Raw genomic sequence first — 19364 nt, 5'->3', positions numbered from 1 at the left:
CGTTGGCATATGCTGTTGTATCCTTATATGTATTGAAGTAAAAGGAGACCTCATGGCAGATTCCCGTAGTCAGGAACAGGGCATTGCACGCGCTCGCAAGAACGAGTGGGGATACAGTGTAAGCCAAGTAGATGAATTCTTGCAGTCTACACGTCATTTATATGAGGAATCTGAGCCAAATATGACTCAGACTGAAATTCAGAATCAAGTCTTTGATTTGGAAAAGAATGGCTACGATGTAGCTGCCGTGGACGCTGCGATGAAGCGCTTGCAGGATGCCGTGGTGGACAAGCTGGCAGAGTGGACTATTTCACATGAAGGAGATGAGGCGTGGTTCGCGGAAACACAGCAGCTTGCTTTGACCATAATCCCACGTGCTCAGCGCGAAAAGGCGAAGATTTTCTCACGTGCTCGTGCGTTTAAGCCTGCCTACGACATCAAGGAAGTCGATGCCGTGGTATGGTCCTTGGCGCTGTTTATCAACGATGAACTTTCCTTGGGTGTTAACCTAGATGAACTCCCAGAAAATCCAGCCAAGAAGTCGCCTGCTCAAGATACGTACCATTCGCAGGATATCGAAGAAATCGGCTTTACACAGCGCTCGGGGCACAAGGGTTATGACGAGGCCGAGGTGGATGCCTTTATCAATCGTGCAGTTGAAGTGCTAACGCGCATGGAGTCCACTAAACGATTGGAAGAACGCGGCGAGCTTCAGGCGGCACAGCATGAAGGAACCCAGTCAGGCGTAGACAACTTGTTGAGCTACGATAATTACTTCGTTGCACCGCTGATTCCGGACGTGGAGCCTACGGTTTTTGATAAGAATTCCACAAGTTCTCAGACTTCAGCACACAGCAATGCGACCGGAATATTCGAGGACGCCAAGCTGACCCCGGATGCAGATTCGAGCACTTCACAGGACACAGAAAGTGGTGGTACTTCCGTGCTTGCACGATTGGCACACACCACAGAGCTGAGCAAGACAAGCGGTGCACAAGAACGCACTACCACGCCAGCACCAACCACTGTCCAGCCTGTGACGCCGCAGACACCTGCGTATACGGAAACTTCCTCGCATTTTGACGAAATCAGCCAGACAGAGCAGCAGATTTTCCATAATTCACACGCTCAGTCTGCTTCTGCCAACACAGAAAATGACAGATCCGTTACGCCGGACGCCGCACAACATGCACAGACATCGCCGGACACCGCATCCGCTCCTGTCACATTTGCGCCGACCTTTGCGCCATCCCCGCGTGCTGTCTCCCACAGGGCAGCGGAAAGCGCAGCCAGCTCTTTCGCGGAGGTTTCGCACACAGATAGCCACACTAGTAGCACTAGTAACGCATCCGGTGAAAAGAACACGAACACCCAGGCCGAAGCTGATGCCGCAGAAAACTCGGCTGCACAGACATCTGATGCGAACTTGGATCAGGATTCCTTTGTCGATTTCAGTACAGTTCTAGACACGGGCAGCATTCAGTCCGTACAGTTCCACATGCCACAGCTAGGCGATGACAAGAACGAGTAAAAAACGGAAGAGGAGAAGACTGCCACGCCTGTCCACCACGAAGGCGTGGTTTCTTCGTAATATTACGGATAATGAAGACGCATCTTGGAAAACGCTGAAACGCGTGCTTGTGGCCTGTGTAGTGGGCGCAATTTTGCTCGGTACCTTCATTGGCGTGTCGCATCTAACCAGTGGCTCGTGGGATTACGAACCCACCAATCAAACGGTGAGCAGCACAACGAGCGATACTTCCATCGTTTTTAACAACACCACCGGTGAAGACTTACCGAGGCGCGGCACATATGCAGTGAAGGAGATTCATCAGGTTATCGATATCGAGCAAATGGGTACGGGTGAAATCCAGCACGATAACGTCATTTTGCGCATTCCAGTAGATGCTGATGGGGAAGTCATCCGCACGGTGGCGGGTATGGAGAATGGCATTCCCGCAGCCGTTTTTGTGCACGGCGCAGGCACGGGCAACGCCAGCGATTCCTTTAATGATGTGGGTACGGATCTCGCCAGCGCAGGTTTTGCCACACTCGTTATGGACAAGCCCCGGTGGAGTACGTGGGATGCCACCCGCGACTATCCATCCTCCGCAAAGGCCTACGCAAAGGGCATCGAATTTCTCCGTAGCCTGGATTATGTCAATGATGATAAAGTAGGCGTTTTTACTACCTCCGAAGGCACATGGATCTCGCCATATATGATTCGTGATGATCAAAAAATTGCGTTCGAAATCATGATGAGTCCTATGGTGTTCAGTCCGCGGCATTCATTGGGTTTTTCAGTGGCGCAAATTTTTGCTATCGTTGGTGCAAATCAGGGGTATCAAGGTCTCGTCCAGCGCATTTTTAGCATGGATACGGCGATGTTTGGCATTACAAATATCGATTATGATTCTCAAGTGCCAGAAGGCTACGATGTGCCAATTCTCGTAGCATACGGTGCAAAAGACGTGCTCACCGCTCAGGTTTCAGGCGTGCAGCGCATCCTCGAAATGGCGCATTCTCAAGGCAATCAGGATGTGACTATTCGCACTTATCCTATAGGAAATCATGTGCTGCGCTTGGGCGACCAAACGCAGGCGAAAACCTTGTACGTGGATCATTATGAGTACGATTTCGTGGACTGGGCAGTGGGTGTAACGCGCGGACTGGATCAGACATCCTCTAAAATTTCGGGTTCGGATATTTTCCAGTCCATCGCCGTGCCGGAAAATTTGACTGCACATCGTCCTCTTACGGTGTATTTTGTGCTGATCCATGGCATTATGATCATTTTGTTGCTCCTTTCCTTGCTTATTGGCATGTATGGTGCGGCAAAAAAGATGTATTATCTGATTACCCGCAAACAGAAACACGTCTTTGGCTTTCAAGGCAGATATCAGGCCACTCTTGTCCGTACAACGGTGGTGACCTTGGCGGCATTGGTTATTTTCCTTATCGGTATTTCTCAGCTGATATGGCGTGTGGTGAACCTGATTTGGGGTGCAGCGCCACCGCGTCCAGGTATGACGTATTGGAGTTGGTATGTCATCCAGGCGGTGTGCATTTTGGTAATTATCACCTGGGCCTTTTTAGCGACGACCCTGCTGGAATCTTTGTCTGTTCGCCTCCAGCAAGATAAGAAAAATGTGCCTATTTTAGCTAGCGAGAAATTAGGAATATGGTATTTTAATATCACAACAATTGCACTCTTCTTTGTGCTTCTTGTCTTTGCTTACTGGGGGTTGTTCATCTACTAATGCCAAGCTATACGGATGAAGGTGTGGTCTTACGCACGGCGAAACTGGGTGAGGCGGATAAGATTATCACCATTTTGACGCCCGAGCATGGCAAAATCCGAGCAGTAGCCAAAGGTGTGCGCCGCACAAAATCGCGTTTTGGCGGACGGTTAGAACCCTTTTCGCGCAATAAATTCCTCATTTTTGAAGGCAGGGGAGAGCTCCAGCACATCAACCAAGCCGAGTCTTTGGTTTCTTATGGCAGTTCTTTCGTCGAAGATTATGACTGCTATATTGCGGCCAATGTGATGGTAGAGGCCGTAGATAAACTGCTGGATTCTGCCATTGATATGATGCCCAGTGATGTGCGTGCCTATTACCGATTACTTATCAGCGCCTTGGCATCGTTGTCGAGAAAAGAACACCGGGCGGAAGTGATTGAAAATTCCTTCCTTTTGCGCTTATTAGCAACCGGCGGGTGGTCCCCACACTTGGATAATTGCGAAGTATGCGGCAGACAGACGGATTTGAACTTCTTCTCTGTACAGGCGGGCGGCATGATGTGCTCCACGGATAGGCTGCTGGATGCGCGCGAAATTTCTCACGAATCGCGTGTGCAACTGTTTGCTCTACTCAAGGGCCGTTGGGATTTGCTCCCTGAAACGACGGGCAAGCAGGTCTTAAACCCCGATGTGCCAGAAATTGTTGAAGATTGGTTGCAATACTATGTGGAAAGGCCTATTCGGTCGCTGAAATTGGTAAAATCCGTACTATGAGTTTTGACACAGTAGATTACACGTCCTTGGATATACCAGCGGCGCCCTTTTCCAATCCGCAAATTATCCCTCCATTCCCGAAGAATGCTGTTCCTCGCCATGTGGGTGTCATTATGGACGGCAATGGGCGTTGGGCTCAAGAGCGCGGATTAATTCGCACGAATGGTCATCAAGCAGCGGAGCCAGTCGTTTTTGACATTATTGCGGGCGCTATTGAAGCAGGCGTGCGCTACCTGAGCTTGTACACCTTCTCCACGGAAAATTGGAAACGTTCACCTCAGGAAGTGCGCTTCCTCATGGGCTTTTCGCGCGATATTATTCACCGCCGTGTCGATCAGATGAATGAGTGGGGCGTGCGCGTCCGCTGGAGCGGGCGCCGACCAAAGCTGTGGAAATCCGTCATCGACGAGTTGGAAATTGCTCAGGAAAAAACGAAAAATAACAAGGTCATCGATGTTATTTTTTGCATAAATTACGGTGGGCGCGCAGAAATTGCAGATGCAGCAGCCGCTATTGCCAAAGAAGTAGCTCAAGGCAAGCTCAAGGGCAATAAGGTGACCGAAAAAATGTTTGCCGAGCATCTCTACCTGCCCGATGTGCCAGATTGTGATCTCGTATTGCGCACATCCGGCGAGCAGCGCACGAGTAATTTCTTGCCATGGCAGGCTGCGTATGCAGAGCTGGACTTTATCCCAGAGCTGTTCCCAGACTGCTCACGAGAAGTCCTGTGGCGTTCGATTGAAAAATTTACCAATCGTGATCGCCGATTTGGCGGTGTAAAAAAGTAGTGTGCCGGCAAGCCTGCGCATACAAGCGCCGGGCCGCCTACAAGTCCGATTAGGCAAGTAAAGTTTGCACAGTAGAAAAGTGCTCATAAGCCGTATGAGTACGCATAATTTTAAGGAGCAAATGTGGCTGAATCAAAGCTCGATGCTGTCGTATCTCTCGCCAAACGTCGTGGTTTCGTATTTCCTGCGGGAGAAATTTATGGTGGAACACGCTCAGCATGGGACTATGGCCCTCTTGGTGTGGCTCTGAAAGAGAACATCAAGGAGCAGTGGTGGCGTTTTATGGTTACTACTCGCGCAAATGTCGTAGGCGTGGATACTTCTGTTATCCTTCCACGCGAGGTATGGGTGGCTTCTGGTCACGTCACCGTTTTCAACGATCCATTGACCGAATGCTTGAACTGCCACAAGCGCTTCCGTGCGGATCACTTGGAAGAGCACTATGAGGCAAAGCATGGTCATTTGCCAGCTTCCCAGGCGGATATTGTCTGCCCAGAGTGCGGTACCAAGGGCAAGTGGACCGAACCACGTGACTTCAACATGATGCTCCAAACCCATTTGGGACCAGTGGCGGACGATAATTCTTTGCACTATTTGCGTCCTGAAACTGCTCAGGGTATCTTCGTAGACTTTGCGCAAGTGCAGTCTTCCACCCGCCAAAAGCCACCATTTGGCATTGCAAATATCGGAAAGAGCTTCCGTAATGAAATTACGCCAGGCAACTTCATTTTCCGCACGCGCGAATTCGAACAGATGGAGATGGAATTCTTCGTCAAGCCAGGCGAAGATGAGGCATGGCATCAGTACTGGATCGATGCGCGTAAGGCCTGGTATGTGGATTTGGGTATCGATGAGGACAATCTGCGTCTCTTCGAGCATCCAAAGGAGAAGCTGTCCCATTACTCTAAGCGCACCGTGGATATCGAGTACAAGTTCGGTTTCCAGGGCTCTGACTGGGGTGAGCTTGAGGGTATTGCAAATCGTACGGATTACGATTTGTCTGCTCATGCTAAGCATTCCGGCAAGGATTTGAGCTACTTCGACCAGGCAAGTGGCGAACGTTATATCCCATACGTTATCGAGCCTGCCGCAGGTCTGACGCGTTCCTTGATGGCCTTCCTCGTGGATGCTTATGACGTGGATGAAGCTCCAAATACAAAGGGCGGCGTTGATACGCGTACCGTGTTGCGTTTGGATCCACGCTTGGCTCCTGTGAAGGCCGCTGTTTTGCCGCTGTCCAAGAAGCCAGAGCTGCAGTCCATGGCGCAGAATTTGGCAGCAGAACTGCGTATGCACGACTGGAATATCGACTATGACGAGTCCGGTGCAATTGGTCGTCGTTACCGCCGTGAGGATGAAATTGGTACACCTCTGTGCGTCACCGTTGATTTTGATTCCTTGGATGATCACGCCGTCACCATCCGTGAGCGTGACACCATGGCTCAGGAACGTGTGTCCTTGGATAAGGTAGCCGATTATGTGGCTGAGCGTGTGGGCAACTCTATGAAGATGTATCCACAGGCTCCTGAGGCATAAACGATACCAGCCTTCGGCATTTTCGCATTTTTCAGAACTCACATCCTTGGGGTGTGGGTTCTTTGCTTATGTGGAAGCCTTCCGTAAGTTGCCCGTAAGTTGCGCTGATTGCGGAGTTTGTTTTTGGTTTCAGGGTTTACGCTAAAATTAACCCTTATGACTTCAACTGTTCAGTTACCAAGCATTGATATGGGAAACCACACCGTACACACACCCGTGATTTTGTCACCGATGGCAGGTGTGACAAACTGGCCATTTCGTGTACTGTGCCGAGAATTTGGCCCTGACGGTTTGTATGTGGCGGAGATGATTACGGCGCGTGCATTAGTAGCGCGCAATCCGAAAGCGGAGCGCTTATGCCGCTTCGATCCTTCGGAAAAATACCGCTCGTTGCAGTTATATGGTGTCAACCCATCCATCGTGGAGCAAGCGGCTCGGATTGTGGTAGACGAAAATATGGCCGATCATATTGATTTGAATTTCGGCTGCCCCGTGCCGAAGGTGACGCGTCGCGGTGGTGGTTCCGCATTGCCGTGGAAGAATGATCTTTTTGCGGACATTGTCAAACGTGTGGTTGCGGTCGCTCAGCCGGCTGGCATTCCAGTAACGGCGAAAATCCGTTTAGGCATTGACGACGAACACACGACCTTCCACGACTCCGCGCATATCGCCCAAGAGGAGGGATGCGCATTCGTCACCCTACACGGTCGCACCACTGCTCAGTATTACGGCGGTCATGCACATTGGGAAGATATTGCCACGCTGGTAGACGAATTAGACATTCCAGTCATCGGCAATGGTGACATTTGGTCTGCGGAAGATGCCATTGCTATGGTGAAAGAAACGGGCTGCGCGGGTGTGGCCATTGGGCGCGGATGTCAAGGGCGCCCATGGCTTTTTGGTGATATTGCTCACGCTTTTGCGGGTTCTGACGAGCGCATCAATCCAACCTTAGGTGAGGTGGGAAAGCTGATCGTGCGTCATGCGGAGCTCTTAACGGAGTTTTATGATGGCGATGAAATGATGGCCGTGCACGATTTGCGCAAGCACGTGGCATGGTATTTGAAGGGATTCCCCGTCGGTGGCGGCACGCGTGCAGCCTTTATGAAGTGCGAAAATGTGGAGGATGTGCGCCGTCAAGTGGAGCTGTTCGACCCTGATGTGGAGTTCCCTCAGGCCATAGCAGACAAGCCACGTGGCCGTGTGCGCTATGCGAAGAAGGTACATTTGCCTTATAACTGGCTGGAATCGCGCGAGCTTAGTGCTCAGGAGCGTGCGGATATGTTTGAAGACGACCCTATGGATGCTTCGTACTAAAGTAACCCGGGCGCCTTCGGTCAGGGCCGCTGAAAATCGGCTATTTTGTGCGCCTCGTATACTGAAAAGTAGGATGTGAATTTTTCTCAGCTTTTGTACAGTGACTTATGCAAAACTTCTTACGAAATTCTTGAAATTTTTGAATTACACATGTGAAGTTTGGGTATGAATTGTATTAGAGTTGTGTTTATACGTTAACGATAGGAGCACGATGACCAGCATTCAGAACCAGGAATTGGATGATAGCACCGTTATTAGGGTAGTAGGCGTTGGTGGCGCAGGCGGTAATGCTGTGAACCGAATGATTGGTGATGGTCTCGCGAACGTGGAGTTCGTGGCAATTAATACTGATGATAAAGATTTGGCACGCAGCGAAGCAAATATCAAGATTTCTTTATCGGATAGTTCAAGCCGCGGTTTAGGAGCTGGAGCAGATCCTGAGCGCGGGGCAAAGGCGGCGCAAGATCATCAAGCTGATATTGAGCAGGCGCTCAAGGGCTCGGATTTGGTCTTTATCACTGCAGGTGAAGGTGGCGGTACGGGTACGGGAGCAAGCCCAATTGTGGCACGTGCAGCCCGTCAGCAGGGTGCTTTGACCATTGCCGTAGTATCTCGCCCGTTTAGCTTTGAGGGCAAGCGTCGTAGTGCTTCCGCTGAGTCGGGTATCGAAAATCTGCGCAAAGAAGTCGATGCTTTAATCGTCATCTCCAATGATCGTTTGCTCGATATGTCTGATCGCAATATTTCCATGATGGATGCATTCCATAATGCCGATCAGGCTTTACTGTCCGGTGTTAAGGGCATTACCGAAACACTGGGTGCTAACGCTTATATTAATGTGGACTTTGCGGATGTGACATCCGTATTGAAGGATGCAGGTACCGCATTATTCGGCATCGGTGTGTCCCGTGGTGAAGACCGTGCGGTACAAGCTGCAGAAATCGCTATGAGCTCTCCTATGCTGGAAGGCAATATCGAAGGTGCTCATGCTGTGCTGGTCAACTTCTTCGGTGCCTCCGATCTTGGTCTGTTCGAAGTATACGATGCTATGAACCTCATCCACGAGGTCTGCAGCCCTGAAGCCAACATCATCTTCGGTGTGGCGTTGGACGACAATATGGGCGATGACATGTCAGTCACCGTAATCGCCACCGGTTTTGATGCGGATGCGGATACTAATGCAGCGCCGAATGAAGCCGGCGAACTCGTATCATCGCAAGCCACCGCTTCTGCAGGTGCGCAGACAGAAACTCCAGCAGAACAAGCTCCTGTAGATGCTCAGCCTGAGCAGTCCGATGCCACTTCTTCGGGACAGTTGCCAGCTCAGCCAGCTCCTGCTGTAGCTCAGCAGCCTGTAAGCCCAGCTCAGCCGGTATCTGCTGCTATTCCAACTGTGAATCCAGAGGATGACGAAGAGCAGGATTCCAATTACGATTTCGAAATTCCACCTTTCTTGCGCTAAGTAGGGAGTGAGTGAATTATGGCAAACATGTTTAACAGAGGTTTGAGTTTCTTCGGACTGGCAGAGCCTCAGGAATTTGAGGATGACGAATTGGAAACTGCACCATCTGAAGAGCCAAACGACGTTGAATATGATAGGGAAGAGCCTGTCAATGTACAGCCTTCCCGCTTGTCCGTGTCCAGTAGGGGTAGCGCTGCTTCGGGCTCGAATACGAATTTCCCAAAGAGTGTGATGAATCGTATTACCACCATTCACCCACGTAACTATAACGAGGTGGAAAGTGTGGGGCGTGCTCTGCGCGAGGGCACACCAGTGGTTCTGAATCTCACCGGCGTTTCTGACAAAGACGCGCAGCGCATCGTAGACTTTGCTACGGGTGTGGTCTTTGGCGTACGAGGTTCCGTGGAACGCGTTACACCCAGCGTACTGCTGTTAAGCCCGGCCGCTGTGTCCATTCGTCCGGAGCAGCCAAACCAATCCTCATCCACAGTTGGCATCTTTGATTAGTTCTTTGAATTCATCAAAGATGACGAATGATGGCAACTGACAAACAACGAGTACTGGAATTACCGCTGTGTATTTAATAAGATTTATACTTTCCTGGTTGATTGACGCATATATGTCAATCCTGTTTATCCGATTGATTTTGGATTGGGTAGCAGTGTTGACACGTTGGCAACCCCGAGGAGTTATTTACACATTAGTGAACGCTGTTTATGTGGTCACTGATCCGCCTCTCAATTTCTTGAGAAGGTACATCCGACCTATACCATTCGGCCCGGTAAGCTTCGATTTAGCTTATATCGTGCTGTGGTTCGGTTTAGGCTTACTGCGCTGGTTTATATAACCACATACAAGCCAGCGTCATGGAGGAGTCCTTCAGGTTCTTCTCAGCAAGCGTGATAATATAAAAGATAAAATGAAAAACGAGTGGCTCTACTGAGTCAAAAAGTGAGGTGAAGAGCTCGATGGCCCTTTTAACACCACAAGATATTCAGAAGCATACCTTCCCAACGGTTCGTTTTAAGGAAGGCTATGATATTGATGCTGTGGATGACTTCCTTGATGAAGTTGTTGTCACAGTAGAAAGCTTGGGTTCGCAAGCTGTTACTAGCGCTACCGCTTCTTTGGGCACAGACGTGGCTCCGCTCAACAACAAGATTGCAGAGCTTACTGAAGAAAATAACAATTTGCGTGCTCAGGTTAACGAAGCAAATGCGAAGGCTAACCAAGCAAATCAGGAACGTGAAAACGCCGCTCAGGAGCAGGTTGATACCCTGACAGCTCAAAATAACCAGCTGAAGACTCAGGTAGATCAGCTCAACGAGCAAATTGATCAGCTGACCGCACAGGCAGCTCAGGGTGGCGATTCCGCTAAGGCTTTGGGTGATCAGCTCGAAGCAATCAAGCGCGAACGCGACGAGTATATGCGCAATGGTGAAGCATTCCGCAACCAGCTCGCTGAGGCAAATGCAAAGCTCAATGATGCAAATAATGCATTGAATCAGGCACGTGCACAGGTGGAAGCATTCAATGGTTCTTCCTCTCAGAAGGATCAGCAGTTGGCTGCTCTCCAGGCACAGATTGAAAAGCTGAATGCTGATTTGAGCGCTTCTCGCGAACGTGAAGACAGCTTGCGCAAGCAGGTTTCCGCTTTGGAGCCAAGCTCCGAAACCGGTAGCCTCCAGAAGATTTCCTCTGCTGGTTCCGATGCAAACTCCGAGCCAGAGCGCGCTACCGCAATGCTGGCATTGGCTATGCAGCTTCACGATCAGTACGTTGACAAGGGTAAGGCTCAGAATGCTGAGCTCGTTGCAGAAGGTGAATCCACCCGTGACAAGCTCGTGGCAGAGGCCAATGAGTATGATCGCTCCACCCGTGGCAATGCAGATGCTTACTCTGCAAAGACCCGTAACGATGCAGATAACTACTCGTCCGTCACGCGCACAGAAGCAGACGAATACTCCCAGAAGGTACGCTCTGATGCAGATGCTTACGAGACTCAGGTCAAGAAGGCTGCAGAAGATTACTCTGCAAAGACTCATGACGATGCAGATAACTACTCTCGTCAGGTTAAGGATAAGCTCTACGCCGACTCCAAGGTTATTGAAGGCAATATCGAAAGCCTCAAGCAGTTCGAAGCAGATTATCGTTCTCGCTTGACCGACTTCCTCGGAAACCTCTCCGCTCAGATTAATTCTACGGATAATTATCCAAAGAAGGATAAGACCGAAGAAGGAAATAACTAAAGTGGTTCAAACCTCACCTAGACGGTCACACATCGGTGTGGCCGTCTTCGTTTCTACGGTCATTCTCGGACTCGTCCTCGATCAATGGACGAAAAGCCTTGCGCTCACGCATCTGACGACTTCCAGCAATATCCCACTTCTCGGTGACCTCATCACACTGACGCTCGTCCACAATCCTGGCGCAACCATGGGGGTGGGCAGTGGAGTCACGTGGATTATTAGCCTCTTCGCCATCCTTGCATCCCTCGTGTTTTCATACATTGCACTGAAAACAACGAATGCCTGGTGGTCTTTCGTGCTGGCATTGACGGTGTCGGGCGCGGTAGGCAATATTATCGACAGAGTCATCTACGCTGAAGGTTTCCTCAACGGCACGGTGGTGGATTTCATCAACTATGGCCCGTTCGTGGGTAATGTCGCGGATATTTATTTAACCGTTGCCGCTATTGCTATTATTGTGACTGTTGTGCGCGGTACCAAATTTGAGATACCCTTCTTGGATAACATTTTGTATGCAGAAGATTCTGACGAAGCACAGCAGACAGAAACCGAAGAAAAATCGTCAGTAACAGAGAATTCCACACATCTCGAAAAGGATAATTAACTCAATGGAAGGACTGGTTCCGGCTCCAGACGCCCTCGTCGGAAAACGCTTAGATGTAGCAATTTCTAAAATGATGGGAATTTCACGCTCGGCTGCTAGTGGTCTTATCGACTCGGGACAGGTGCGTGTCGTGGGGCATTCCAGCGATAAGTCACTGAGGCTGAGTGCAAAAGATTTTATCGAATTTGCGCTGGTGGAGGAGGAAGACAGTCCAGAACCTATTGATTTCGACATGCCTATCGTCTACCAAGACGACGATATCGTAGTGGTGGATAAACCTGTGGGCATGGCTGCGCATGCTTCAGCCGGGTGGACCGGATCGACTGTTCTCGGTTCGCTGCTGGCACGTGGTGTGCATATTACGGATTATGGCGCGGCTGGGCGTCAGGGCATCGTCAGCCGTCTGGATGTGGGCACCAGCGGCCTAATGCTGGTGTGCAAATCCGAGCTGGCATACAAGGAGATGCGCCGCCAATTTTCCGAGCATGAGGTGGTCAAAACCTACCATGCGGTCGTTCAAGGCAATCTCGATCAGGATAAGGCCACCATTGAGGCGCCGATTGGCCGGGATAAGGTATCCGATTTTCGCTTTACGGTTACGCCGTCTGGCAAGCAGGCCATCACCCATTGGGATGTGTTGGAACGCTTTGGTGAAGCAACTTATGTCAAAGTCAATTTGGAAACGGGCCGTACACATCAAATTCGCGTGCATTTTTCGTCTATCGGGCACCCTCTGGTGGGCGACTCTATGTACGGCGCAAACCCGAAATTGTCTGAAGCCACGCATTTGGATAGGCAATGGTTGCACGCCATGAAATTGGAATTTAAACATCCCCGCACAAAGTTATGGACCGTGGTGGAGTCCAACACGCCGAATGATTTGCGGCAGGCTTTGGAAATCTTAAGAGAACGTCACGCGCAGCGCATAACTGAGTAAAATCTTCGGGAGTGCTCACTACATTAGAATGCATGGCTGACGTAAAACCTTCTGATTTTGTTCACCTCCACGTTCACACTCATTACTCCATGCTCGACGGTGCAGCACCTATCGGCGCCTTGGTCAATGCGGTTAAGGATCAAGGGCAAACCGCAGTGGGTATCACCGATCACGGCAATATGCACGGTGCATACGAGCTGTGGTCTACGGCCGTAAATGCGGGAATTAAGCCAATTATCGGCATTGAAGCATATCTGACTCCAGGTACGTCCCGTTTTGATACCTCTCGCGTGCATTGGCGCACCTCGGAAGACCAAAAAAGCGATGATGTTTCTGCAAATGGTTCGTATACGCATATGACCATGCTCGCGGAAACGGATGAAGGCCTGACAAATCTGCTCAAGGCATCCTCGGTAGCCAATCTCGAAGGCTTGATGGGTAAGTCCCCGCGTATGGATAGGGAAGTGCTCAATACCTATTCAAAAGGCATTATTGCCACCTCAGGATGTCCTTCCGGCGAGATACAGACGCGTTTGCGCTTGGGACAATTCGATGAAGCCCTGCGCGCAGCCGGCGAATTCCAAGATATCTTCGGTAAAGACAATTATTACGTAGAACTTATGGATCACGGGCTGTCCATCGAAAACCGAGTACGCAAGGAATTGTTGGAGATTGCGAAGAAAATCAATGCTCCTCTCGTCGTGACAAACGATAGCCATTATGCGAGAAAATCTGATGCTTCAGCGCAAGATGCCTTGCTCTGCATCAACTCTGGCGCGCGCCTAACCGATCCCAACCGTTTTAAGTTTGATGGCACGGGTTATTACATTAAATCTGCAGAAGAAATGTACAGTCTCTTCAAAGAGCTGCCGGAAGCCTGCCGCAATACCGTAGAAATTGCGGAGCGCTGTAACGTGATTTTTGACGATCACCAAGACGGCGCCTTCATGCCAGAATTTACCTGTCCAGAAGGCTGGGATGAGACCTCGCTCTTCTTGAAGAGCGTGCAAGACGGTTTGATGCGCCGCTATGATGGCAATGTACCAGACGAGGTGGCACGTCAAGCGGATTATGAGTGTGGTGTGATTTGTCAGATGCAGTTCTGCGGTTACTTCCTCGTGGTGGCAGACTACATCAATTGGGCGAAAGAACACGGCATTATGGTGGGTCCGGGACGTGGATCGGCTGCAGGATCTATGGTGGCGTATGCTATGGGTATCACCGAGTTGGATCCGCTCAAGCATGGCCTGATTTTCGAGCGCTTCCTCAATCCTGAGCGTGTCTCTCTGCCAGATATCGATGTGGATTTTGATCCAGAAGGCCGCATGAAAGTGCTGGAATACGTGGCAGACAAGTATGGCCACGATAAGGTGGCACAATGCGTCACCTATGGCACTATCAAGACGAAGCAGGCTCTGAAAGATTCTGCGCGCATTATGGATTACGAATTCTCCATGGGTGAGCGCCTGACCAAGGCCTTACCACCAGCTGTGGGCGGTAAAGATATTACTGTGCATGACATCTTCAACAAGGATGCCAAGCGCTATGACGAGGCGAAAGAATTCCGCGAGTTGTATGATAGTGACGAGGATGTGCAGAAGATTACGCAGCAGGCCATGGGCATCGAAGGCTTGATTCGCCAAACAGGTGTGCACGCTTGCGCGACGATTATGGCGTCCAATCCTATTACCAACACCTCACCACTGCTCAAGCGTACGGATGGTACGGTGACGACCACCTTCGAGTACCACACTTGTGAAACGCTGGGCCTCGTGAAGATGGATTTCTTGGGGTTATCCAATTTAACGGTTATCCGCGATACCATCGCAAATATTGAAAACAATGGTAAGCCAAGCTTCAATATCCAAGACGTGCCAATCGATGACAAGGAGACCTATAAGCTGCTCTCGCGCGGCGATACCTTGGGCGTGTTCCAGCTGGATTCGGATGGTATGCGCAATTTGCTCAAATCTTTGAAACCCGATAACTTTAACGATATTTCGGCATTGATTGCGCTGTACCGCCCGGGTCCTATGGATGTGGATTCGCATAACAACTATGCCAAGCGCAAGAATGGCTTGCAGAAAATCGTGCCTATCCATCCGGAGGTGGCCGAGCCGCTGGCAGAGGTTTTGGATGAGACGTACGGCTTGATCGTGTACCAGGAGCAGGTGCAGTCTGCTGCGCGTATCTTGGCAGGTTATTCGCTGGGTAGAGCAGACGTGTTGCGCCGTGCAATGGGTAAGAAGAAACCGGAAGTGCTGGCTAAGGAGCAGGTGCCATTCTTTGAGGGCATGGCTGAGCATGGTTACTCGCGTGAGGCGGCTCAGGCTGTATGGGATATTTTCGTGCCATTTGCGGGCTACGCCTTTAACAAGGCACACTCCGCCGCATATGGTCTGATTTCCTATTGGACCGCGTATTTGAAGACCCATTATCCAACGGAGTTTATGGCGGCTTTGCTGGAAAATGCGAAGGATAACAAGAACAAGACTGCTTTGTACCTGGGTGAGGCCCGTCGCATGGGTATCCGTGTGCTGCCACCGGATATCAACGAATCTCAGCTCAAGTTCTCCGCAGTCGGCGACGTGGTCCGTTTCGGTTTGGCCGCTATCCGTAATGTGGGCGCTGACCGTGTGGCAGAAATTATCAAAGAACGTGAGTCTGATAAGGGCAAATTCGTCAACTTCCTAGATTTTATTAATCGTGTGCCTTTAAGTGTGCTCAATAAGCGCATGGTGGAATCGCTTATCAAGGGTGGAGCCTTCGATAATACGGATGGCAACCGGCGTGCCTTGGTCACCATCCACGAGGAAGCCATCGATATTGCGGCGCCTATTAAGCGCAAGCAGGCGGAAGGTCAGTTTGATCTTTTTGCGGATATGGCAGACGATGACGAGATTAATACCTTGGAAATTACCGTGCCCGACATCGAGGAGTGGGATAAAGCTACCAAGCTGAATTTCGAGCGTGAAATGCTGGGCTTGTATGTCTCCGACCATCCACTGTCCGGTATGGAAAGTGTATTGGCTAGTTTGCGCGAAACCTCTATCGCGCAGCTGCTGAACCATGCGTCGTCTTTGGACGAGCGCACCAGTGTGGTTATTGCGGGCTTAATTACCAGTGTGGAGCGCAAGGTGTCCCGCAACGGAAATCCATGGGCGGTCATTACCGTAGAAGACATGGAAGCCTCCGTGCAGTGTCTCTTCTTTGGCAAAGCCTACAAGGAGTACGGTGCATCGCTAAACGTGGATGCCATCGTACGCGTACGGGGATTTGCGGAGGCGCGAGATGAGGCCGTGTCTATTCGTGCTACGGAAATCGAAGTGCCAAAAATTGAGGATGCTGATACTTCGGTGCTCATGGTGAAGCTGCCAGAAACGGCATTGCAATCCGCCAAGCTACGCGAACTTTCGAGTATCTTGAAAGCGCATCCGGGCTATAGCGAGGTGCAGTTGGCCATTATTCACCCGGATAAATCTTGTACCGTGGTGACGCTGGGAGACGGATACAGAGTGAAGAAGGATTCCTCCCTGTTTGCGGATTTGAAAGTGCAATTTGGCATGCATAGCATCGAATAAATGTGCATAAAAATAGAAAAAGATAAAAACGGCTGAAATAAGCGCTCAAGAATGGGCGATTCTTATGTCAGCCGTTCGTCTTTTGAGATTGAAGACACACAAAGACCCCAATCTGTCAGCCTTTTTACTAGACTCGAAATATGGCAGAACAAATAATTCGTACTATTGATTTGCGCGGAACTTCTCTTTCCCGCGCTGCTCTTCTCGAAGCAGTTCCTCGTGCACAGATGGGCGTCAGCCAGGCCGAAGAACTCGTCGCTCCAATTTTGGATGCTGTAAAACAACGTGGTGCCGCAGCACTTCGCGATTATGCTGAAAAATTCGATCATGTTCGTCCACACAACCTCCGCGTACCGGTTGAGGCTATGCAGGAGGCATTAGCTACGCTTAAGCCGGAAGTGCGTGCTGCGATTGAAGAATCCGTCACCCGCATGCGTAAGGTGTGCCAGTCACAGGTGCCGCAGAACTTCTCTACACCACTGGCTCCAGGTGCTCAAGTATCCCAGCGTTGGATTCCCGTAGAACGCGTGGGCTTGTATGTACCTGGCGGCAAGGCGGTATATCCAACGTCTGTCATTATGAATGCGGTGCCTGCACAGGCTGCAGGGGTGGAATCTTTGGCTATTGCCACACCACCATCCGCAGATAATCCGGATGGACTTCCGAATGCCACAATTTTGGCAACCTGTGCCATTTTGGGCATAGAGGAAGTGTACGCGGTCGGCGGCGCTCAGGCTGTGGCCATGTTTGCGTACGGTGCTAAGGGGAGCGAAGAGCAAGATGGTGACGTCTTGTGCGAGCCTGTAGATATGATTACGGGCCCAGGAAATATCTTCGTAGCCACTGCTAAGCACATGATTTCTGGTATTTGTGGCATCGATGCGGAGGCTGGTCCATCCGAAATTGGTATTATCGCAGATTCCACGGCAAATCCTGCATGGTTGGCCGTCGATTTGATGGGACAAGCAGAGCACGATGAGCTGGCTGGTGCTGTGCTCATTACGCATGACGAAAAGCTTGCCGAACAGGTGATTGCTGAGCTCGAGCAGCGCGTGCCACGCACGAAGAATCGCGAACGCATGACAGCCGCGTTACAAGGCACACAGTCCGCTATCGTACTGACTGATGATGTGGATATGTCTATCGACGTGGCAAATGCTTACGCAGCCGAGCACTTGGAAATTCACACTGAAAATGCCGATGACGTGGTCAAGCGCATCCGCAATGCGGGTGCAATCTTCCGTGGGCCATACTCGCCAGTGCCGTTGGGTGACTACATGTCCGGATCCAACCACGTACTTCCAACCGGCGGTACTGCGCGTTTCCAGTCTGGTTTGGGTGTCCACACCTTTATGAAGGCCGTGGAAGTCATCGAATACGATGAGGAAGGTCTCAAGGCTTTGGCTCGCAAGGTCAATGATTTTGCGGTGAGCGAGGACTTGCCAGCACACGGCGAGTGCGTGCTCACGCGTTTCGTAGAGGATCCATACGATAAGAGCACGCTTGCAGAGCAGGAAGATAAAGCAGGCTTGTAAATCTGAGCCAATAATCAGATGAGGCGTGATATCGAGTTAAGAGGATGCGTGCGAGGCTGAGCTTCGTGTTCTCTTAACTCGGTTCATTTTTGTGTTTTTTTGTTAATGTGTACGTTTAAGGTCAAGTGAAGGTTTTCATGAGTTCTAGCATTCCATCGTATATCCCATTGCGCAATGATTTAGCCGGGGAGGAGCCTTATGGTGCTCCACAGCTTGATGTTCCTGTATGTTTGAACGTCAATGAAAATCCTTACTCGCCAAGTCCGGACGTTATCGAGAGCATCGTTCAGCGTATCGCCTCCATTGCGCCAACCATTAACCGGTATCCAGACCGTGAGCATATCGCGTTGCGCGAGGCTTTGTGCACCTATCTCCAGCGTGAAACAGGCACTTCTTTGTCCGTAGAGCAGGTATGGGCGGCAAATGGCTCTAACGAAATTATGCTTCAGATTTTTCAGGCCTTCGGTGGTCCCGGACGTGTAGCCGTGGGCTTTGCGCCTACGTATTCTATGTATCCGGAGTACGCGCGCGACACCTTTACTCAGTGGACCACGATTGCGCGCAAAGACGATTTCACTATTGACGTGGATAACGGCATTGAAGCACTTCAGAAAATTAAGCCATCCATCGTTGTCATTACCAGCCCAAATAATCCTACGGGTACGGCCATTAGCGTTGATGATATTTCCCGCATTGCACAGGCGTGCGAGAGCATCGAGGTCGAAGGTGCCTCTGAAGCATCTCACCCGTTGGTCATCGTCGATGAAGCTTACGCGGAATTTAGGAAGCCGGGCACACCTTCGGCGCATTCCTTGATTGCGCAGCATAAGAATATTGCCGTCAGTCGCACATTATCGAAGGCTTTTGCTTATGCGGGCGCACGTGTGGGTTACCTCGCCGGAGATCAGGGCATTATCGATTCCTTGCGCATCGTACGCATGCCATACCATCTTAGTGCGTTCACACAGGCAGCTGCCTTGGCCGCATTAGAGCATACGGATGAGCAACTCAGCCAGGTGGAGCATCTGCGTCAAACGCGTGAAGCTACTGCACAATGGCTGGCTGAGCAGACATATCAGGGCGAGAAATTGTCGGTTCCTCCAAGCGAATCCAATTTCATCCTGTTTGGACGTTTTCAGGATCGTCACCTCGTATTCCAAAAAATGCTCGACAAGGGCGTGCTAATCCGAGAAGTAGGGCCGGAAGGGTATTTGCGCGTATGCATGGGCACGGATAAAGAGATGGACATTTTTAAGAGCGTCTTTACCGAAGTCTTGGCAGAAATCAACGAGGCATCACGGTAAAATAGAAACTGGTGTCCAGCAGGGGATTCGACATTT

General features: G+C 50.6%; 15 protein-coding genes. All 15 read left to right on the top strand.

The window, feature by feature from the left end; translation table 11 throughout:
- Nucleotides 1-52 precede the first annotated feature (52 nt).
- The 15 genes from D570_RS08990 to D570_RS0101830 all read left to right on the top strand — a co-directional run bounded on the left by D570_RS08990 (nt 53) and on the right by D570_RS0101830 (nt 19328).
- Entirely contained in the window at nt 53-1531 is a 1479-nt protein-coding gene (locus tag D570_RS08990; RefSeq protein ID WP_018142712.1) for a DivIVA domain-containing protein, read from the top strand.
- Nucleotides 1515-3260 (top strand): alpha/beta hydrolase family protein, encoded by a 1746-nt coding sequence (locus D570_RS0101890; RefSeq protein ID WP_156812201.1) that lies wholly within the window; start codon nt 1515-1517, stop codon nt 3258-3260. Before D570_RS08990 ends, D570_RS0101890 begins: the two co-directional genes overlap by 17 nt.
- Nucleotides 3260-4015, top strand: a complete 756-nt coding sequence (recO, locus tag D570_RS0101885) for a DNA repair protein RecO (protein WP_018142710.1) — start codon at nt 3260-3262, stop codon at nt 4013-4015. Before D570_RS0101890 ends, recO begins: the two co-directional genes overlap by 1 nt.
- Nucleotides 4012-4803 carry an isoprenyl transferase gene (locus tag D570_RS0101880; RefSeq protein WP_018142709.1) on the top strand — a complete coding sequence of 264 codons (792 nt, stop codon included), beginning with the start codon at nt 4012-4014 and terminating at the stop codon, nt 4801-4803. The genes recO and D570_RS0101880 overlap by 4 nt, the downstream gene beginning before the upstream one ends.
- A 123-nt stretch (nt 4804-4926) precedes the next feature.
- On the top strand, nt 4927-6339 hold the full coding sequence (locus D570_RS0101875; protein WP_018142708.1) for a glycine--tRNA ligase: 1413 nt from the start codon (nt 4927-4929) through the stop codon (nt 6337-6339).
- 156 nt (nt 6340-6495) lie between these two features.
- Nucleotides 6496-7656 (top strand): tRNA dihydrouridine synthase DusB, encoded by a 1161-nt coding sequence (gene dusB / locus D570_RS0101870; RefSeq protein ID WP_033376774.1) that lies wholly within the window; start codon nt 6496-6498, stop codon nt 7654-7656.
- Between the two features lie 211 nt (nt 7657-7867).
- Entirely contained in the window at nt 7868-9118 is a 1251-nt protein-coding gene (gene ftsZ / locus D570_RS0101865; protein ID WP_018142706.1) for a cell division protein FtsZ, read from the top strand.
- 18 nt (nt 9119-9136) lie between these two features.
- The gene (locus D570_RS0101860) at nt 9137-9625 is read left to right on the top strand and encodes a cell division protein SepF (protein ID WP_018142705.1); all 489 of its coding nucleotides are present in this window, start codon (nt 9137-9139) and stop codon (nt 9623-9625) included.
- A 67-nt stretch (nt 9626-9692) separates the two neighbouring features.
- Nucleotides 9693-9965 (top strand): YggT family protein, encoded by a 273-nt coding sequence (locus D570_RS09270; protein ID WP_407636337.1) that lies wholly within the window; start codon nt 9693-9695, stop codon nt 9963-9965.
- 121 nt (nt 9966-10086) lie between these two features.
- On the top strand, nt 10087-11367 hold the full coding sequence (locus D570_RS0101855) for a DivIVA domain-containing protein (protein WP_018142704.1): 1281 nt from the start codon (nt 10087-10089) through the stop codon (nt 11365-11367).
- 1 nt (nt 11368) lies between these two features.
- Nucleotides 11369-11971 (top strand): signal peptidase II, encoded by a 603-nt coding sequence (locus D570_RS0101850; protein WP_018142703.1) that lies wholly within the window; start codon nt 11369-11371, stop codon nt 11969-11971.
- 4 nt (nt 11972-11975) lie between these two features.
- Nucleotides 11976-12908, top strand: coding sequence for an RluA family pseudouridine synthase (locus D570_RS0101845; RefSeq protein ID WP_018142702.1), 933 nt, complete (start codon nt 11976-11978; stop codon nt 12906-12908).
- Nucleotides 12909-12940: 32 nt separating this feature from the next.
- On the top strand, nt 12941-16489 hold the full coding sequence (dnaE, locus tag D570_RS0101840) for a DNA polymerase III subunit alpha (RefSeq protein WP_018142701.1): 3549 nt from the start codon (nt 12941-12943) through the stop codon (nt 16487-16489).
- Nucleotides 16490-16629: 140 nt separating this feature from the next.
- Nucleotides 16630-18024, top strand: coding sequence for a histidinol dehydrogenase (gene hisD / locus D570_RS0101835; RefSeq protein WP_018142700.1), 1395 nt, complete (start codon nt 16630-16632; stop codon nt 18022-18024).
- 137 nt (nt 18025-18161) lie between these two features.
- Nucleotides 18162-19328 (top strand): histidinol-phosphate transaminase, encoded by a 1167-nt coding sequence (locus tag D570_RS0101830; protein WP_018142699.1) that lies wholly within the window; start codon nt 18162-18164, stop codon nt 19326-19328.
- Nucleotides 19329-19364 lie beyond the last annotated feature (36 nt).

The organism is Alloscardovia criceti DSM 17774 (assembly GCF_000376885.1).
In the GTDB taxonomy this organism is placed as follows: domain Bacteria; phylum Actinomycetota; class Actinomycetes; order Actinomycetales; family Bifidobacteriaceae; genus Alloscardovia; species Alloscardovia criceti.
This window is presented reverse-complemented; position numbering and strand designations above follow the sequence as displayed.